This is a genomic window from Brevibacterium sp. K11IcPPYGO002 (assembly GCF_050920635.1).
Lineage (GTDB): Bacteria > Actinomycetota > Actinomycetes > Actinomycetales > Brevibacteriaceae > Brevibacterium.
This window is the reverse complement of the sequence record NZ_CP131929.1, coordinates 538,228-557,181: the sequence shown is the minus strand read 5'-3', so window position 1 is coordinate 557,181 and position 18,954 is coordinate 538,228. Positions and strand designations below refer to the sequence as shown.

General features: G+C 66.0%; 14 protein-coding genes and 1 riboswitch. Of the genes, 2 read left to right on the top strand and 12 right to left on the bottom strand.

Annotation, left to right across the window (positions count from 1 at the left end; all coding sequences use genetic code 11):
- Position 1: 1 nt before the first annotated feature.
- The 11 genes from ectB to QYM46_RS02470 all read right to left on the bottom strand — a co-directional run bounded on the left by ectB (position 2) and on the right by QYM46_RS02470 (position 15,699).
- Positions 2-1,306: a diaminobutyrate--2-oxoglutarate transaminase gene (gene ectB / locus QYM46_RS02520; protein WP_169251214.1), complete on the bottom strand. Its 1,305-nt coding sequence runs from the start codon at positions 1,304-1,306 to the stop codon at positions 2-4.
- Positions 1,307-1,468: 162 nt separating this feature from the next.
- Entirely contained in the window at positions 1,469-1,864 is a 396-nt protein-coding gene (gene ectA, locus QYM46_RS02515) for a diaminobutyrate acetyltransferase (protein ID WP_231488576.1), read from the bottom strand.
- A gap of 697 nt (positions 1,865-2,561) precedes the next feature.
- Positions 2,562-4,034, bottom strand: a complete 1,473-nt coding sequence (locus QYM46_RS02510) for an L-serine ammonia-lyase (RefSeq protein ID WP_432790720.1) — start codon at positions 4,032-4,034, stop codon at positions 2,562-2,564.
- A gap of 150 nt (positions 4,035-4,184) precedes the next feature.
- Positions 4,185-4,583, bottom strand: coding sequence for a glycine cleavage system protein GcvH (gene gcvH, locus QYM46_RS02505; RefSeq protein ID WP_432790719.1), 399 nt, complete (start codon positions 4,581-4,583; stop codon positions 4,185-4,187).
- Between the two features lie 108 nt (positions 4,584-4,691).
- On the bottom strand, positions 4,692-5,954 hold the full coding sequence (locus QYM46_RS02500) for a glycine cleavage system aminomethyltransferase GcvT (protein ID WP_432790718.1): 1,263 nt from the start codon (positions 5,952-5,954) through the stop codon (positions 4,692-4,694).
- Positions 5,954-8,887, bottom strand: coding sequence for an aminomethyl-transferring glycine dehydrogenase (gene gcvP / locus QYM46_RS02495; protein WP_432790717.1), 2,934 nt, complete (start codon positions 8,885-8,887; stop codon positions 5,954-5,956). The genes QYM46_RS02500 and gcvP overlap by 1 nt, the downstream gene beginning before the upstream one ends.
- Before the next feature lie 98 nt (positions 8,888-8,985).
- A riboswitch (glycine riboswitch) is annotated at positions 8,986-9,100 on the bottom strand.
- A 308-nt stretch (positions 9,101-9,408) separates the two neighbouring features.
- Positions 9,409-10,698 carry an MFS transporter gene (locus tag QYM46_RS02490; RefSeq protein WP_169251210.1) on the bottom strand — a complete coding sequence of 430 codons (1,290 nt, stop codon included), beginning with the start codon at positions 10,696-10,698 and terminating at the stop codon, positions 9,409-9,411.
- Between the two features lie 96 nt (positions 10,699-10,794).
- On the bottom strand, positions 10,795-11,877 hold the full coding sequence (locus QYM46_RS02485; protein WP_432790716.1) for a phosphotransferase family protein: 1,083 nt from the start codon (positions 11,875-11,877) through the stop codon (positions 10,795-10,797).
- The gene (locus QYM46_RS02480; RefSeq protein WP_432790715.1) at positions 11,874-13,139 is read right to left on the bottom strand and encodes an acyl-CoA dehydrogenase family protein; all 1,266 of its coding nucleotides are present in this window, start codon (positions 13,137-13,139) and stop codon (positions 11,874-11,876) included. Before QYM46_RS02480 ends, QYM46_RS02485 begins: the two co-directional genes overlap by 4 nt.
- Positions 13,136-13,915 carry an SDR family oxidoreductase gene (locus QYM46_RS02475; protein ID WP_211168053.1) on the bottom strand — a complete coding sequence of 260 codons (780 nt, stop codon included), beginning with the start codon at positions 13,913-13,915 and terminating at the stop codon, positions 13,136-13,138. Before QYM46_RS02475 ends, QYM46_RS02480 begins: the two co-directional genes overlap by 4 nt.
- 38 nt (positions 13,916-13,953) lie before the next feature.
- On the bottom strand, positions 13,954-15,699 hold the full coding sequence (locus tag QYM46_RS02470) for a class I adenylate-forming enzyme family protein (protein ID WP_432790714.1): 1,746 nt from the start codon (positions 15,697-15,699) through the stop codon (positions 13,954-13,956).
- Positions 15,700-15,948: 249 nt separating this feature from the next.
- Between QYM46_RS02470 and QYM46_RS02465 the strand changes: the two genes are divergently transcribed.
- On the top strand, positions 15,949-16,563 hold the full coding sequence (locus tag QYM46_RS02465) for a TetR/AcrR family transcriptional regulator (protein WP_169251206.1): 615 nt from the start codon (positions 15,949-15,951) through the stop codon (positions 16,561-16,563).
- Positions 16,564-16,573: 10 nt separating this feature from the next.
- On the opposite strand, the gene QYM46_RS02460 is transcribed toward QYM46_RS02465, so the two are convergent.
- Entirely contained in the window at positions 16,574-17,392 is an 819-nt protein-coding gene (locus tag QYM46_RS02460; RefSeq protein WP_169251205.1) for an SDR family oxidoreductase, read from the bottom strand.
- A 165-nt stretch (positions 17,393-17,557) separates the two neighbouring features.
- Between QYM46_RS02460 and QYM46_RS02455 the strand changes: the two genes are divergently transcribed.
- Positions 17,558-18,856 carry a DUF1990 family protein gene (locus QYM46_RS02455; RefSeq protein WP_432790713.1) on the top strand — a complete coding sequence of 433 codons (1,299 nt, stop codon included), beginning with the start codon at positions 17,558-17,560 and terminating at the stop codon, positions 18,854-18,856.
- Positions 18,857-18,954: the final 98 nt, after the last annotated feature.

Genomic DNA, 18,954 nt, shown 5'->3' with positions numbered 1-18,954 from the left:
GTCAGGCCAGTGCGGCCGTGGCTGCGGCGGGAGCGAATTTGGCCACTCCGGCCTCGATGATGTCCAGACCCGCCTGCAGATCGCGCGAGTCGATCGTCAGCGGCGGCATGATCTTGATGACTTCGTCATCGGCGCCCGAGGTCTCGAGCAGGAGACCGTTCTCGAAGGCGTAGGCGGCAACCTTCTCGGCTACCTCGAGGTCCTCGAAGCACAGGCCGGCCAGCAGGCCGCGTCCGCGGATCGATGCGCCTTCGGCCTTCTCGACGATTCCGTCGAGGCGCTGGTGCAGAGCGGCGATGGTGTCGGCAAGCTGGTTCTGGAACTCGTTGTCGGCCCAGAAGGTCTTGATGGCGGCGGTGGCAGTGACGAACGCGGGGTTGTTACCGCGGAAGGTGCCGTTGTGCTCGCCGGGCTCCCAGACGTCGAGCTCGGGACGGAACAGGGTCAGTGCCAGCGGCAGACCCGAACCGGAGATCGACTTCGACAGGCAGACGATGTCGGGCTCGATGCCGGCTTCTTCGAAGCTGAAGAACGAACCGGTGCGGCCGCAGCCGGCCTGCACGTCATCGACGATGAGGAGGATGTCGTGCTTCTTGCACAGGTCGGACAGAGCGCGCAGCCATTCGGCGCGTGCGGCACGGAGTCCGCCCTCTCCCTGCACGGTCTCGACGATGACAGCGGCAGGTTTGTCGACACCCGAGCCGGAGTCCGCGAGGACCTTCTCCAGCCACAGGAAGTCGGGCACCTCGCCGTCGAAGTAGTCGTCGTAGGGAATCTTCGAGCTGTTGGTCAGCGGGATTCCTGCGCCTTCGCGCTTCATCGAGTTGCCGGTCACCGACAGCGAGCCCAGCGTCATGCCGTGGAAGGCGTTGGTGAACGAGAGCATGTGCTGACGGCCGGTCACCTTGCGGGCGAGCTTGAGAGCCGCCTCGACGGTGTTGGTGCCCGTCGGCCCGGGGAACATGACGGAGTAGTCGAGTCCGCGCGGCTTGAGGATGAGGTCCTGGAAGGTCTGCAGGAACTCACGCTTGGCCGGGGTCTTCATGTCCATCGAGTGCAGCACGGCACCCGACTGCAGGTATTCGATCAGCGGGTTGATCACGGCCGGGTTGTTGTGGCCGTAGTTCAGTGCACCGGCACCGGAGAAGAAGTCGAGGTATTCGTTGCCGTCCTCATCCCACTGCTTGGCGCCCTGCGAACGGGCGAAGGTGGCGGGCCAGGAACGGCAGTAGCTGCGAACAGCTGATTCGCGAGTTTCGAAGATGTCGGGCTTGTCAGTTGGTGTGGGCTTGGCGCTTTCAGTCATGACTTGAGTCCTTTCGACTTCCAAAGTTGTGCGTCTGCATCGGATGCAGTCGCCGAGGCGGTGGCCGCCGGCGCTTATTGCGGGCGATCTCTTCCGCCTCCTGGCACCTGGCGCGTCCGCTCCCTTGCAGCAGGGGTCCGCGCGGCACCGGGGTGGGGCTCGTTACAGGGGCGCGATCTCGTAGAGGTACTCGGTGTCGTGGCCGTCCGGGTAGAGGTCCGGAGTGAACAGCGGGCGACGGTCGAAACCGGCCCCGCGCTTCTCCGCGAACGTCTGGAACAGACGGTTGGACGCCGCATTGTCATCGGTGATCGTCGTCTCCATCCGCAGAGCACCGGTGCGGTCGGCCAGCTCGTTGAGCATGGTCGATGCGAGTCCGTGTCCGCGGAAGTTCTCGTCGACGGCGACCTGCCAGATCATCAGGGTGTCCGGATTCTCCGGACGGGTGTAGCCGGTGACGAAGCCGGCGGGCTCTCCGCCGATCCGTGCGATCACCGAGGTGTCCGCGAAGTCACGGCACCACAGCAGGTACGAGTACGAGGAGTTCAGATCGAGCACGGCTGTGTCTTTCGCGAGCCGCCATAGATGTTGCCCGTCCTCCAGCTCAGGAGTCCGGACGTCGATTTGCGTCTTCGGTTCAGCGAGTGCGTTAATCACGCCAACAAACCTAGCGGGATGAGATTGAGCGTCAACCTCGAAACCGTCGATTCCGGGCCACTTTCACAACGTTGCCCCCGGCCTGCCGACATGTAACGGACCGGACTTTCCCCATGGCATCTCTGGGATGCGTCGGGGCGCTTCTTCGCGCTCATACCGCGCCAGAGGTTCGTTATCGTTTCGTTACATTTGCGCGGAGTTGGAACAAGGGTTCCACGTGTTCCATGTCACTTCACTCGAATTTGGATAGCAAGGATGCCTGCTGGTCGGTGAGGCGCCCGAGGCCCTGTGAGCGGCTTCGCGGCGGCTGCGAGGTTGTTCGCGCAAGCGCGAAGCTGTTCGCGCAGGAGCGAGGTTGTTCGCGCAGCGCCGCCATCAGCCGGAAGCTGAGCGCCTGCCGCCGCCGACACGAGTTAAGTGTGCGAAGAATGTCGCTGAGAGGCCGATTTTCGGCATTCTTCGCACACTTAACTCTTTCTCCCCGCTGCTTCAGGCCGCTGCAGAGGTACGGAAGCAGATGAGTGCGCAAAGCCGGCTCGAAAGGTCGCGACTCAGGTGAGCCCCGCTTGCCTGGCTCCGAACCTCAGACGCACTGGCCTCAGCACTCGACGACGTTGACGGCGAGGCCGCCCATCGCTGTCTCCTTGTACTTCGAGGACATGTCCGCACCGGTCTGGCGCATCGTCTCGATCACCTCGTCGAGGCTGACCCGGTGCTGGCCGTCGCCCCACAGCGCCATGCGGGAGGCATTGATGGCCTTGCCGGCGGCGATCGCATTGCGTTCGATGCACGGCACCTGCACGAGCCCGGAGATCGGATCGCAGGTCAGGCCGAGGTTGTGCTCCATCGCGATCTCGGCGGCGTTCTCCACCTGCTCAGGGGTCCCGCCCATCACGGCGGCCAGTCCCCCGGCGGCCATCGACGAGGCGGATCCGACCTCGCCCTGGCAGCCCACCTCGGCGCCGGAGATCGACGCGCGTTCCTTATAGAGGACGCCGATGGCCGCCGCGGTGAGCAGGAAGTCGACGATGGCCCGGTGCTTCGCGGACTCGCCGCCTTCAATCACTGCGGGAACGTAGTTGAGCGCATAGTGCAGCACGGCGGGGATGATGCCGGCCGCCCCATTGGTGGGTGCGGTGACGACGCGGCCGCCCGATGCGTTCTCCTCGTTGACGGCCATTGCGATGAGGTTGACCCATTCGAGGTAGTAGCCGGGGTCCCGGTCGGGGTCCTCGGCCTTGAGTTTGAGGTACCAGTCGTGTGCGCGGCGGCGGACCTTGAGCCCTCCGGGCAGGTAGCCCGAGCGGTCCAGAGAGGCCGAAGCGCATTCCTCCATCACCGAGTAGATGTGGAGCAGTCCATGCCGGATCTCATCCTCGTCACGCATCGACAGTTCGTTGGCGTGCATGATCTCCGCGATTGACAGGTCGTTCTCGCGGCAGCGTTGCAGCAGCTCGACACCTGAATGGAAGGGATACGGCAGCTCGTCGTCGTAGGACTCGAGCTCGGCATCGACGACAGAGTCCGCCACCGCGAACTCGGCGCCCCCGTCATCGGCCGCACCAGCCTCGGCGGTCTTCTCCTTATCGAGGAATTCGGTCTCCGAGGTCACGAACCCGCCGCCGACGGAGTAGTACGTCTCCTCGGCCAGCGTTGTCCCGGCAGCGTCATAGGCGGTCACGGTCATGGCATTCGTGTGGCGCGGCAGCACGGTCAGGGGTCGTTTGACCATGTCATCCTCGGTGAACGAAAGCTCGACGCCGTTGCCGGTCGAGTCGCCGAGGATGATCGTCCCGGTCTCGGACATCCGCGTCCGCCGGGCGGTGAGCTCATTGGCTTCGATGAGATCGGGACGGCAGCCCTCGAGGCCGATGAGGATGGCGTCGAAGGTCCCGTGGCCGGCGCCGGTGGCGGCCAGGGAGCCGAACACGTCGACGCGCAGATCCGCCACGGATCCAAGCGAATCGCCGAGGAGGTCGATGAAGCTCGCGCCGGCACGCATCGGTCCGACGGTGTGGGAGCTCGACGGTCCGATGCCGACCGTGAAGAGGTCGAAGACACTCAATGGCATGGCAATCACTTCGTTTCTGATGAGATGACGACGGGGCCGACCGAACAGCCGTGCACTCACGTGCATGGCGTGCCGATGCCGACGATGTGTCGGCACCGACCTCGACCGACCCCGCTTCAGGGTTTGTGTCCTCCGCCCGGAGGCTGAGGCTCAGAGGGAGTTCGCCTCGGCGTAGCCGGCGGCGTCCATGACTTCGCCGACCTCGGTCACATTGACCTCGAACAGCCAGCCCTCACCGTAGGGGTCGGAGTTGAGCAGTCCGGGTGAGTCCACGGCCGCCTCGTTGATGGTGACGACCTCGCCGGTCACCGGGGTGTAGAGATCGGACACGGACTTCGTGGACTCGACCTCACCGCAGGTCTCACCTGCGGTGATGGTGTCGCCGACCTCGGGCAGGTCGACGTAGACGACCTCGCCGAGGGCATCGGCGGCGACGGCGGTGATGCCGACCTTGACGGTCTTGCCGACGAGCTCATCGGCCGCGCCGTCGACCCATTCGTGTTCGGCGGAGTAGGTGAAGTTCTGCGGGAGCGGGGGCAGCTGTGCCATATGTCTTCCTTACTGTGACTGCCGGTCAGCGGCGGTCACGACGTTGTTGTGCCGGATGGGACCAGTCTACGAGTCACCGGTCCCATCCGGATGAACTTTGGGTGAGCCTCAGTGGGCCTGGCGCTTGTAGAACGGCAGTTCGACGACGGTGAAGTCGTGCGCCTTGCCGCGGATGTCCACGGTCACGGCGGTGCCCGCCTCGGCGCGGTCCCGGTCGATGTAGGCCAGGGCGATCGGGTGGCCGAGCGTCGGTGAGGGCTGACCGGAGGTGACGGTGCCGACCTCGGAGCCGTCGATCGACACGGCGGCTCCGGAGCGGGCGGCGCGGCGTCCCTCCGAGCTCAGGCCGACGAGCACGCGCGGCGGTTCGGTCTCACCGAGTTTCGCCAGAGCCTCGCGGGCGAAGAAGTCGTCCTTCGTCTTGAACCCGATCATCCGGCCCAGCCCCGCGTCGAACGGGGTGGTGTTCTCATCGAGTTCGTTGCCGTAGAGCGGCATCCCGGCTTCGAGCCGCAGCGAATCGCGTGCGGCCAGTCCGCAGGGCACGAGTCCGTAGTCGGCGCCCGAGGTCACGAGCGTGTTCCACAGGCGGGTGGCGCCGATGTTCGGGATGTAGAGCTCGAACCCGTCCTCACCGGTGTATCCGGTGCGGGCGAGCATGAGGTCGATCCCGGCGATCGTCAGCGGCATCCACGCGTAGTACCCCAGGTCGCGCACCGCCTGACCGATGGTGATGGTGTCACCCCCCGCCGAGGTGGCTCCCCCGTTGGCATCGTCGGTGACCTGGGCCTTCGCCTGGTCTCCGGCACCGGTGCGGGGTCCGAATTCGCCGTGGCCGGACTCGTCGAGGGCGCGCAGGATGATCGCCTCCGAGTTCGGGCCCTGCACGGCGATGAGCGCGGTGGCGTCGGATTCGTCGGTCAGGTGCACATCGGAGCCGGGGGCGACGTCCTGGACGAAGTGCTCCACCCGGTCCTTGAGCGCTGCGACCACGGTGGGCGTGTTCGAGGCGTTGGGGACGATGAGGAACTCCTCGTCGCCGATGCGGTAGGTGATGAGGTCGTCGAGCAGGCCGCCTGACTCGTTGACGATGACTCCGTACTTGGCCTTGCCGATCTTCATCTTCGAGTACTTCGCGACGAGCGCGTAGTCGAGGAAGGCGGCGGCGTCGGTTCCGCTGATGCGCACCTCGCCCATATGGGAGAGGTCGAAGAGGCCTGCGGCCTCACGCACGGCACGGTGTTCGGCGAGTTCCGAACCGTATTTCAGCGGCATGTCCCAGCCGCCGAAGTCGGTGAACGAGGCACCGAGCTCGGCGTGGATGCCGTGCAGCGGGGTCTCTTTGGGCGTGTTCGCAGTCTGATCGGTCATCACTTGTCCTCTTCCTCGAACTCTTCGAAGGCCTCTGGCGGCGGGCAGGAGCACACCAGGTTGCGGTCGCCGTAGGCTCCGTCGATGCGGCTGACCGGCGGGAAGTACTTCGTGTGGCGCAGTCCGGGAACGGGGAACACCGCGGTCTCGCGGCTGTATTTGCCGTCCCAGTCGTCCATCACCACGGTCGCCGGGTGCGGCGCAAGAGCCAGCGGCGACTCTTCGTAGGTATACGACTTGCCGATCTCGTCGATCTCGGCGCGGATGGTGCGCATGGCCTCGATGAAGCGGTCGAGTTCGTCCTTGTCCTCGGACTCGGTGGGTTCGACCATGAGGGTGCCGGGCACCGGGAAGGCCAGGGTCGGGGCGTGGAAGCCGAAGTCGATCAGACGCTTGCAGACATCTTCTGCGGTGACTCCCGTCGCTGCGGTGATCGCGCGGAGGTCGAGGATCGTCTCGTGGCCGACGAGTCCGTTCTCACCCGAGTAGAGGATGGGGTAGACGTCGCCGAGCTTCTTCGCCAGGTAGTTCGCCCCCAGCAGGGCGGCCCGCGAGGCTTCGCGCAGTCCTTCGGCACCCATGAGTTCGAGGTAGGCGAAGCTGATGGGCAGGACTCCGGCGGAGCCGAACATCGATGCGGAGATCGGCAGCTCCTTGGCCTGCGGGTCGCCGGCGACGAGTTCCGGCAGGGTGGCGTCGCCGGGCAGGTACGGGGCGAGGTGTTCGCGCACCGCGACGGGGCCGACTCCGGGGCCGCCTCCTCCGTGGGGGATGCAGAAGGTCTTGTGCAGGTTGAGGTGGGAGACGTCGCCGCCGAATTCGCCGGGCTTGGCGAGTCCGACCATGGCGTTGAGGTTCGCACCGTCGACGTAGACCTGGCCGCCGGCGGCGTGCACCTTGTCGCAGACCTCGCGGATCTGCGGTTCGAACACACCGTGGGTCGACGGGTAGGTGATCATGATGCCGGCGATTGCGCCTTCGTGCTTGGCGATCTTCGCATCGAGGTCGTCCATGTCCACGGAGCCGTCGTCGGCGGTGCCGACGACCTGGACCTGGAGTCCGGCGAGCACTGCGGAGGCGGCGTTCGTGCCGTGCGCGGACTGCGGGATGAGCACGACGGTGCGGGCATCGTCGCCGTTGGCCACGTGATAAGCGCGGATGGCGAGCAGTCCGGCCAGCTCACCCTGCGAGCCGGCGTTGGGCTGCAGGGACACGCGGTCGTAGCCGGTGACCTCGGTCAGCGAGTCCTCGAGGCGGCCGATGAGTGCGCGCCAGCCCTCGGTCTGGTCGGCCGGGGCGAAGGGGTGGATGGAGGCGAATTCCGGCCAGGTGATGGGTTCCATCTCGGCGGCGGCGTTGAGCTTCATCGTGCACGAGCCCAGCGGGATCATCGTCCGGTCGAGTGCGAGGTCCCGGTCGGACAGGGTGCGCAGGTAGCGCATCATCGAGGTCTCGGAGCCGTGGGCGCTGAAGACGGGGTGGGTGAGGAATTCGGTGTCCCGGTGGAACTTCGAATCGTATGCGGGTTCGGGCACGGCGTTGGCTCCGAAGGTCCCCGCCGAGGCGGCTTCGAACTCGTCCGCGTCGACCCGGGCGATGATGCCGAGGGCTTCGAGCAGACCGTTGGCATCGGCGACGGTGTGGGGTTCGCCGAAGGAGACGCCGACGGTGGTGTCGTCGACGACGCGGATGTTGAATCCGGCCTGGTCGGCGACGTAGCGGGCGGCTTCGGCATCGGCCACGCGCAGCGCGACGGTGTCGAAGAAATCCCAGGTGAGAACCTCGGCGCCGGGAGCGGTGTCTGCGGCACCGGCGAACGCGTGCGCGAGGCGATGGACGCGGGAGGCGATACGGGTCAGGCCGATCGGGCCGTGGTAGACGGCGTACATGGAGGCGACGTTGGCCAGCAGCGCCTGCGCGGTGCAGATGTTGGAGGTCGCCTTCTGGCGGCGGATGTGCTGCTCGCGGGTCTGCAGGGCCAGGCGGTAGCCGGGCTTGCCCTGGGCGTCCTTGGACACTCCGACGAGGCGGCCGGGCAGCTGGCGCTGGAGTCCGGACTTCACGGCCATGAAGCCGGCGTGGGGGCCGCCGAAGAACAGGGGCACACCGAAGCGCTGGGCCGAGCCGACGGCGATGTCCGCGCCTTGGGAGGCGCAGTCCTTGAGCAGGGTGAGTGCCAGCAGGTCGGCGTCGAATGTCACGAGCGCCCCGCGGTCATGCGCGCCGTCGACGGCGTCGTGGAAGTCGCGGATGGCACCGGTGGTGCCGGGCTGGGCGCAGACGATGCCGAAGATGTCTTCGCCGACGAGACCTTCGGCGAGGTCGGCGACGGTGACGCGGAAGTCCATGGCCTTGGCACGGGCGCGGACGACGGCGATGGTCTGCGGGTGGAGTTCGGAGTCGAGGACGACGGTTGTCCCCTTCTTCACGGCGCGACGCATGAGCAGGACCGCCTCGGCGACGGCGGTGGCTTCATCGAGGAGGGAGGCATTGGCGATGTCGAGGCCGGTGAGATCCTGGACGACCTGCTGGAAGTTCAGCAGCGCTTCGAGCCGGCCCTGGGAGATCTCGGGCTGGTAGGGGGTGTAGGCGGTGTACCAGGCGGGGTTCTCGACCAGGTTGCGGCGGATGACGGCCGGGGTGATCGTGTCGTAGTAGCCCTGGCCGATGAGCTGGGTGCGCATGACGTTCTGTGAGGCGAGGTCGCGCAGGTCGTTCAGCACGTCGAATTCGGAGCGGCCTGCGGCCAGGTTGAGTTCGTCGTTCTGGATGGATTCCGGGACGGCAGCGGATGAGAGCGCTTCCAGGGAGTCATAGCCGAGTTCGGCGAGCATGGCCCGGGCGTCGTCGGCGCGGGGGCCGATGTGGCGGTCGGAGAAGGGGCGTGCGGTGTCCCCTGTTGCCTGCGTCGTATGGGCGAGTGAACTGGTCAATTGCCGTCCTAGGGTCGGTGTCGCGTCCACCGATGGGAGGACGCAGCGTTCGCTGAGTGTCCTCCCCGATCTGTCGGACCGGAGTCCTTCAGATATGCCTGCAATCGGTGGTACTGGGCCTGAGAGTTTCCCGGGGAGGGAATTGCACCTACGGCGCTGCTCGATGCCCGGCTCGGTTCGGCCTGACAGCGGCAGCTCTCCCACGTCTTGTCTTAGCGGCGTATGAAGTTATGCGCACAGCCAAGTGGGCCTCGGTGGACCCCGGCTGAGACTGCGCCTCCGATTCTAGTGAATGAAGTCACCCCCGACAAACCCCCTGCTGGCCCTCTCGCCGTGACCGCTCGTCGGACCGCTGCGAGGCCCAGCTCCCCGCGGCAGCTCCGCCTTGCCGCGTATGCAGAAATAGGTCGCTATCGGATACTCTGCTTGCTCAGAAGTATCCGATAGCGACCTGGATTCGGGCGCCGAAGCCCGTTAGCGACCTAGATTCGCCGAGGCGGCGTGCGGTCCCGCTGCGATGTTCAGATCGCGTTGAGGTCCTTGCCCTTGGTCTCGGGCAGCTTGACCACGGCGACGATCGTTGCCAGGCAGAGCAGGACCACCCAGCCGCTGGAGAGCCAGCTGAGGTCGAGCGAGTTGAACAGTCCGTTGAGATACGGTGCCGTTCCACCGAACACAGCCACAGAGACTGAGTATGCAAACCCGATTCCTTGGGTACGGACCTTCGTCGGGAAGGCCTCGGACAGGACTGCCGACAGCAAGGCTCCTGCCATCGAGACCACGAGCAGTGCCAGCGTCGACGCAACGAACAACGTCCAGCCGGTGTCCGTGATCATGCCCATGAGCGGATACTGCAGGATCGCCATGAGCACTCCGAAGCCGATGAGCACCGGCCGACGACCGATCCGGTCGGAGAGGGATCCCCAGAAGGGCAGCGACGCGAGTGCGATGATCTGCGCACCGACGGTCGCCCAGTAGGCGGTCTGCGCATCCATACCGCGTTCGGTGATCGCCAAGGTCGACGCGTACGACGTCCAGGTGTAGTGAGCCGCGGTGATACCCGAGGTCATGAGCACGACGAGGACGATCGCACGAGCCACACGGCCGCGATCCAGCGGGGTCGGGTCGACAACTTCTTCCGCTTCATCGGATTCGAAGACATCGCTTTCGACCATTCCGCGCCGCATCCACAGCGCAACGAGCGCGAGCAGACCGCCGAGCGCGAACGGAATCCTCCATGCCCAATCGGAAACAGCCGCCTCGGAGAAGACATTCGTGATTACGCCCCCGATCGTGTAGGCGACCACCGAACCGCCGAAGATGGCGACGAATACGATGGAGCCCCAGAAACCGCGTTTGTGGGCCGGAGCGATCTCGGCGATATAGGAGTTCGCCGTTGCCGACTCTCCGCCGTGGGCGAAGCCCTGTGCCACTCGGATGAGGAGGAGGATCAGTGAGGCGAAGACGCCGATCTGTCCGTAGGTGGGCAGGACGGCGATGAGGAACGAACCGCCTGCCATGATGAGCATCGTGACGATGAGAACGAACTTGCGCCCCTTCACATCGGCGATCTTGCCGAACACGATGCCGCCCAGGGGTCTCATGAGGAACCCTACAGCGAAGACGCCGAGGGTTGCGAGGACGGAGGAGACCGGGTCCTCACTGTTGAACATGGCGGCCGCGATGAACGGCGTGAACACCGCGTAGGCGCTCCACTCGTACCATTCGAGGATATTGCCGATGGTGCTCGCAACGACGGATCGCCGTTTCAGCTGCAGAGGCACCTTTGTCTCTGCGATCGTGTCGGTCATGGCTTCCTTTCCACTGCTTCATTGGAGGTGGTGGTGGTGCTGTATATCTCTGTGGTGCTGCTCGGTGGTGCGGATCCTCCTGTCTCCAGTTCGCCCTCAGACGACGGTGGCGGAGATGGCTTCGGCGGCTGCGATGAGTTCGGGGACTCCGGTTTCGAGGTTGCTGGTGAAGTCACCGGCCGCCGGTGCTTCGCCGTTGAGCCACCTCGTGTAGATGGCTTCGGAGAAGATCGCGGCCTTCCACAGCGCGAACGCCTCGTACCAGGGCAGGTCGGACAGATCGAGTCCTGTCTTCTGCTGATAGCGAGCGGCGAGTTCGGATCGGGTGAGGAACCCCTCCCCTGCCGTGACCGGGGTGAGGTCCATGACCGTGCGCGGGTGCTCGGCGTCGGTATAGGTGACGAGGAAGTAGCCGAGGTCGGCGAGCGGATCGCCGAGCGTCGACATCTCCCAGTCGAGGATCGCGGAGACCTCGACCGGCACGGACGAGGCGATCATCGCGTTCCCGGCCCGATAGTCGCCGTGGACGACCGCGTGTCGCTGAGCGGCCGGAATGTTCGCGGCCAGCCATTCGCCGAGGCGGCTGACCTGGGGCAGGTCTCGTTGAGTGTTCTTCTCCCAGAGGGAGGCGAACAGCTTGACCTGGCGCTGCATGTACCCGTCGGGACGGCCGAGGGCTGCCACCGCGGGAATGGAGACGTCGACGGAGTGGAGGTCGACGAGGCGGTCGACGAGGGCTTCGCTGAGTACGCGACGGTCGGCCGCCTCGGCGAGGAAATCGGGCAGGGTGTCGGTGACGACAGTGCCGGGAACGAAGTCCATGACGTAGAACGGCACGCCGAGCACGGACTCGTCCTCGCAGATATGGAGGATGGTCGGCACGGCCACGTCCTGGGTACCGAGGACCTGCTGGATCTTCGCCTCGCGGACCATGTCGTGGGTCGACTTCGGGATCGGGGGACGCGGCCCACGGCGCAGCACCACGTCGATGTCGTCGCGGCGGATGCGGAAGGTCACGTTCGACTGGCCTTCGCCGATGCGGTCCCAGCGGACGGGGCCGGAGCCCAGCCCGTGTTCGTCGAGGTAGTCGGTGATGACGTCGATGATGAGCAGCGGCGGCGTGGTCAGGGCGCGCGCCTCGGCGGCGGTGTCGACGACGTCGACGAGCTTCTCGGTCATCGCGCCTCTCCGACGTTGTCGAGGCGGGGTGCACCCGCGGCGACTTCCTTGCGACGCTTCGACGAAGCGCGACGGGAGATCGCGAACTTGTGTGTCTCGGTGGCGCCGTCGTAGATGCGGAACGGGCGGACGTCGTTGAGGTACTGGATCAGCGGCAGCTGGTCGGAGACTCCGTCGCCGCCGGTGATCTGAATGGCGCGGTCGATGACGCGGTAGACGGCTTCGGAGCAGTAGACCTTCGCGATCGACGATCGCGAGTTCGCTTCACTCGCGTCGGTCGCGAGCACCTCGGAAGTCTTCGTGATCATCGCATCCGAGGTTTCGATGTCGATGACCGACTGTGCGATGAGCTCCTGGGCGAGTCCCTGGCGTGCCAGGATGTCGCCGAATGCCTCACGGTGTTCGGCGCGGTCGAGTGCCGTGTCCAGTGCGCGGCGGGCCAGTCCCAGCCACCGCATGCAGTGCGTGAGGCGGGCGGGGGCCAGGCGCACCTGAGCATAGGCGAATCCCTTTCCGGGTTCGCCGAGGATCGCCGAGGCGGGGACGCGGACGTCGTCGAAGTGGACGTAGGGGTGACCGCCGGCGATGGTGCGATCGACCGTGTGGATCGACCGGCCGACGCTGACGCCGGGAGTGTCCTTGGGCACGAGGAACATCGTGGCTGCCTGGCCCTTGCGGGCCTGGGCCGAGCCGGAGCCTTCGCCGGTGTCAGCGGAGTCCTCGGCGACGGTGGCGGCCATGACGATGAAGAAGCTGCACAGCTCAGCCCCGGAGATGAAGCGCTTGTCGCCGTTGATGACCCACTCGTCGCCGTCCTTGACCGCGACCGCGCGGGTCGCCAGCGCCGACGGGTCGGAGCCGGTGCCCGGATGTGGTTCGGTCATGGCGAAGGAGGAGCGGACGTCACCGGCGGCCAGCGGAGCGAGGAACTGCTCCTTCTGCTCCTGTGTGGCGATCTGCTCGAGCATGTGCATATTGCCTTCATCAGGGGCCATGCAGTTGAGGACGGCAGGTCCGATCGGCGAGTAGCCGGCTTCCTGGAAGACAGGGGACCAGAATTCGATCGGCACGCCCTGGCCGCCCCATTGGGTGGGCACGTGTGGGGCGAAGACGCCGGCTTCCTTGGCTTTGGCCTTGAGGTCGGTCAGCACTGCTTCGTCGAGGTAGTCGCCCGGATGGGGTTCGGCGGGTATGACGACCTCGCGGATGAAGGTGCGGGTGCGCTGGCGCAGCTCCTCGACCTCTGCTGGGATTCGGCTCATGCTGTGCCTCCTGCTGTGATGAGTCCGCCGTCGGCGGTGAGAATCTGGGCGGTGACCCAGGCAGAATCGGACGAGGTCAGGTATGCGGCGGCTGCGCCGATATCCTCGGGAGTGCCGAGGCGGCCGGCCGGATAGGCGGCGGTGACTTCTTCTTCCTTGCCTTCGTAGAGGGCGGTGGCGAAGCGGGTCTTGACCACGGCAGGCGCAATGCCGTTGACGCGGATATCGGGCCCGAGTTCGACGGCGAGCGTCTTCACGAGGTGGGCGACGGCGGCCTTTGAGACGCCGTACATGCCGATGCCTTCGCTGGGGCTCTGTCCGGCGACCGAGGAGATGGACAGAATCCGGCCCTTGTTCTCCCGGAACTTCAGTCCCTCGTGATGGACGGCCCCCTGGATCCAGGCCAGGGTGCCGAGGACGTTGACCTCGAGGATCTTGCGGGCGGCATCAAGGTCGATGTCGACGGTTTCGCCGTAGACGGGGTTGATGCCGACGTTCGTGACGAGCACATCGAGGTGGCCGTACTTCTCCGCGATAGTGTCGAAGACCTCGGTGCGGTGGGCCGGGTCATCGGCCTTGCCGGCGATGCCGATCGCGGTGCCGTCGGGGAATTCGGCGACGGTCTCGGCGAGCGGTTCGGGCTTGCGGGCGGTGAGGACGACTGTCGCACCTTCGGCCTGCAGCCGCTGGGCGATGCCGAGTCCGATGCCGCGGCTCGATCCCGTGACGAGGGCGACCTGGCCCTCGAAACGGCGTCCGATCGTTGATTCGCTCAATGTCTCTCCTGTGCTGCGTGGTTGTCTGTCAGTGGTGCCTATTTGTTCGACGCTGCTTCTTTTCCGGAGTCGCGCAGCAGTCGACGTTGGATCTTTCCGGTGTGTGTTTTGGGCAGGTCGGACATGACGTGGACGGTGCGTGGGTATTTGTAGGCGGCAAGCCGTTCTTTCGTGAAGGCGATGAGCTCCTCGGCGCTGGCGCGCTGTCCGGCGCGCAGGGAGACGTAGGCGACGACAGTTTCGCCGCGGTAGTCGTCGGGCTGACCGACGACGGCGGCTTCGAGCACAGCCGGGTGTTCGTAGAGGACGTCTTCGACCTCGCGCGGCCACACTTTGTAGCCGGAGGCGTTGATCTGGTCCTTGATGCGGTCGACGAGGTAGATCCAGCCGGCGGCGTCCATGACTCCGACATCGCCGGTGCGCAGCCAGCCGTCGTCGAAAGCCGCCTCATCGGCCTCAGGTTTGCCGAAGTAGCCGGGCGTGATCTGGGGTCCGCGCAGTTCGAGTTCGCCGGCGCTGGAATCGGTGACGACGGTCCCGTCGGAGATGTCGACGATGCGGGCTTCGAGTCCGGGGAACGGCACGCCGATGGCCAGGGTGTCGGTGGCCGGGTCGACAGGGGCTTCGGTGTTCGGCGGGACTCCGATGACCGCCGAGGCAGTTTCGGTCATTCCGTAGATGTTGTGGATGTAATGACCGAACCGGTTCCGGAAGCGCTCGACCGTGGCCGGAGGCACGGGGGCTCCACCGGAGTAGAGGTAGCGAATGTCCTGCAGATCCTCGGCGGTCGCGGACTCATGTTCAAGCAGGGCGTTGTAGACGGTGATCGAGCCGATTGTCACAGTGACCTTGTCATCGCGGATGGCGGTGACGATCTTGTCCGCGTTGACGCGGCCGACGAAGTCGAGCGTGATCGGAAAGATCAGCGAGGTCGCCGCGCAGGCGACGGCTCCGGTGATGTGGAAGAGCGGGGCGATGGCGAGCATGACGTCGCCTTCGCCGAGGTTCATCCACGCTCCGTACGACCGGGCCACGGCAAGCACATTGCGGTGGGTGCCGACGGCACCCTTGGCCGGTCCGGTGGTGCCGGATGTGTAGGTGAGCAGGGCGGAGTCATCGAGTCCGGGCAGCAGTTCGGTGCGGTGACTGGGAACGTCGCTGCGGTGGGAGTCGAGGAAGGGACCCCACGCGTCGACGGCGATCCCGGACTCGGCGGGGGTCGCCTCGGCGAGGGTGGCCTCTGACTCACGGGAGGCTGCCGCCTTGGCATCGCCGGTGAAGTCAGCAGGGTCGCAGTCGTATTCGTCGTCATCGGTCGTGAGCACCCAAGTCAGCGAGCTGCCGGTGAGGGTCTCGCGAGCCTGGCCGAGATCTGCTTCGTCGCAGATGATCGCCGAGGCGGACGAATCGTCTATGAGTTCGCGCAGTTCGCGACCGCGGTACATGGGATTGAGGACGAGAGGGACGATGCCGACTTTCCACGCCGCCAGCAGTGCGACGGCGAACTGCGGGACGTTCTGGAGGTAGACGCCGACGATGCTCGATTTCTGCAGGCCGCGGGCGAGGAACCCGGCGGCGAGCGCTTCGGCCTCACGGTCGATGTCGGTGGTAGTGAATGTGCGGCCGCGGTAGGTCACGGCGGTCTGGTCAGGGTGGGCCTCGACGCGGGCATTCCACGCATGGGCAGTGGACTTGTCGTGGATCTCCGTCGCCTCGCCTACTCCGGCGGGGTAAAGCCGCGTCCACACGTGCTGCGTAGCGGTGGAGGTGTTGTCGGCTGCCATCTGACTGTCGCCCTTCATCATGTCTGGACCGAGCCGGTTCCCTGCGGCCCGACCGAGCGCTCGCTCGGTTAGTTCTGTATCGTAGGTCACACGATGGTCGGGCGCAAGGGCAGACGAAGGAGATGCCTCGGCGGCCAAGGAGAATCAACAGGCGAAGGGATATCTCGGCGACCAAAGGGACCCGCCGGACGAGAATGGCCGTAGATTAGGGATGAGACGACAGTGACACTGAGCAGGCAGGGACGACTCGTGAGCAACGCACCTTCGACCGACTGGCGCGACTACGATGCGCCGTTGCTTTCGCCGATCCTTCAGTCCGCGCTCGACAGCTTCGTCAAAGGCGGATTCCACGGCACGAGCATCCGTCAGCTCGCCGGTGCGGCCGGCCTGTCAGTGCCCGGTCTCTATCACCACTTCGCGTCGAAGCATGCGATCCTCGCCGAGATCGACCGGCTGGCGATGGAGGACCTATGGCAGCGCAGCGTCGCCGCTCTCGCCGACGGCGGGCAGGAGCCGACCGCACGATTCGACAGACTCATCGAATGCCTGCTGCTCTTCCACGCACACCAGTCCGAACTCGCCTTCATCGCATTCAGCGAGATCCGAGCGCTGAAAGATCAGCACCGGGATGCTCATATCGCTGCTCGTGACCGACAGCAGAAACTCCTCGACGAGGTGGTCGAGGAGTGCGTTGCCGACGGCAGCTTCACCACGGAGTTCCCGCGGGACGCCTCACGTGCGATCACGACGATCTGCACGGGCGTCTCGCAGTGGTACCGGGCCGGCGGTGAGCTTGATCCTGCTGGCGTAGCCAGGCGCTATGGCGAGATCTGCGCCCATGCCGCCGGCCTCCCGGTGAGGTAGCGCGTGCCCCTCAGGCGCTGCCGCCGGCGGTGACGACTCCTCCATCGGCGGTGAGCACCTGGGCGGTGATCCAATCGGCGTCGTCCGACGCGAGATAGGCGACGGCACCGGCGATGTCCTCGGGAGTCCCGAGGCGTTTGACCGGGTACGCGGACGCGACCTCCTCCTCCCTGCCCTCGTAGAGCGCGGTGGCGAACTTCGTCTTGACCACTGCCGGGGCGACGGCGTTGACACGGACGTCGGGACCGAGCTCGACGGCGAGGGTCTTCGTCAGGTGCGAGACCGCCGCCTTCGAGATTCCGTAGAAGCCGATGCCCTCGCTCGGCACCTGCCCGGCCACCGATGAGATCGCCACCACCCGTCCCCGGTTCTCACGAAAGTTCAGGCCATTATGATGGACCGCGTCCTGCACCCAGGCCAGCGTGCCGAGCACATTGACGTCGAAGATCTTTCGTGCGGCGTCGAGCTCCATGTCGACGAGCGGACCGTAGACCGGGTTGATTCCGGCGTTGGCCACGAGCACATCGAGGCGACCGAACTTCTCAGCGATCGTGTCGAACACCTCTGCCCTGTGTGCCGGGTCGTCGGCCTTGCCGGCGATGCCGATCGCCGTGCCCTCGGGGAACTCCGCGACTGCCTCGCCCAGTGCTTCGGGCTTGCGCGCGGTGAGGATGACGGTGGCGCCTTCGGCCTGCAGACGATGCGCGATCCCGAGCCCGATACCGCGGCTGGCACCCGTGATGACGGCGACCTGCCCGTCGAAACGACGTCCTGACTTCGGTTCCGCAGAGGCGGCTGTCGGCTGTGCTGCTGAGGTGCTGTCTGACATTGATGAACTCCAGTGTTCGTGCAGTGACATGGTCATTCGGCGCTGACCTGGCGAATCGCCGTGAAGCGAGCGTTCGTTCAGCGATCAGTTCTCATCGTAGGCATAGCCGTCGGAGGAAGACAAGGACTACATCAACAAGCGAGCGCACTGGACGAGAATGGAGTCATGAATCATCTCGAGTTCCACCTCGACGTCGGCCCGGCCGCACAATTCCCACTCGCCCGCGACGCGGTCTTCTCGTGGGCGCTGCAGGACCTCGCCGGCGTCGTCGTCCGCCCGTCTCGCCGGGTGGTCGAGGGCCAGATCGTCGATCTGGGACTCAATCCCGGATGGCCGGCCCCGCCGAGGCGGCTGCGCGGTCGCGATCTGCTCGTGCCTGTGGGTTCGTGCGTCGTGACCCGGGTGATCGATGAGGAGGATCGTGCCGGATTCACCTATCGCACCCTGCCGGGTCACCTCGAGGACGGAGAGGAGACCTTCCTCGTCTCCATCGGCACCGACGATCGACTGGCCGTGACCATCAGCGCCGACTCCGTTCCTGCGCATCCGCTGCTTCGCCTGGGCGCCCCGGTGACGGTGGCCGGACAGGAGATGATGGCCAGGCGGTATGCCGAGGGCCTGAAACGGCAGCTCAGCACCGCCGACAGCAGACGTCACGGCCGCGCCCTCGCCTCGGCCTCAGCACTGCTCGGTCGCGAGCTGAGCTTCACAGAGACCCTGGCCGGCGGTCAGCACGCACTGACCGTGGCAGTTCGAGACGGAGACGCGGAGCTCGTCGTCCGCGAGTTTCCCACCGGCCACGACGCAGCGATCCGGGAGTCCGCGGTGCTCGGTCGGCTGGCCCCGCTCGGCGATCTCGTCCCCCACCTCATCGCCCACAGCGCCGACACCAACAACCCGGTCATCGTCACGACCCGCGTGCCGGGGACCTTTCCGGATCCGGCCACACCGCTGACCACCATCGCTCGCGAGATGGCCGCGGCACTGGTGCGCATCCACGAACTCGACGGCACCGGTCTGCCGGTGACTCCGCAGTCCCCGCCTCCTGGAACCTCGGATCTCGCCGTTCGCGCACAACGCGAATGGGCGGACCTCGACCGCGACGAGGAGGTCCTCACGCACAGGGACTTCTGGGCAGGCAATGCCCTCTGGTCGCAGGGACGCCTCACGGGAGTCGTCGACTGGTCGGGCGCGAGCCGGGGACCACGGGGAGTCGACCTCGCCTGGTGCCGTCAAGATCTCGTGCTGCTCGGCTCCCCCGAGGCCGCCGCCGTCTTCCTCGCCGCATACGAAGAGCGATTGGGCCGCCGCATTCACGACATCCGCGCCTGGGACGTCCAAGCCGCGGCACTCGCCCACGACCGTGTCGAGACCTGGCTGCCGAACTACCACGGAATCGGCCTCACGGACATGACCGCCGAGGATCTCCGCCGCCGCCTCGACGAATGGAACGCCCAGCTGTGAGCACGTCCGGCAGTCGCCGGCGTCCGAAGTCGAACTGAACGGCGGCAGCGCCCGTCGGCCATGCACCCAGCAGCAATCCGATACCTCAACAGTCATGA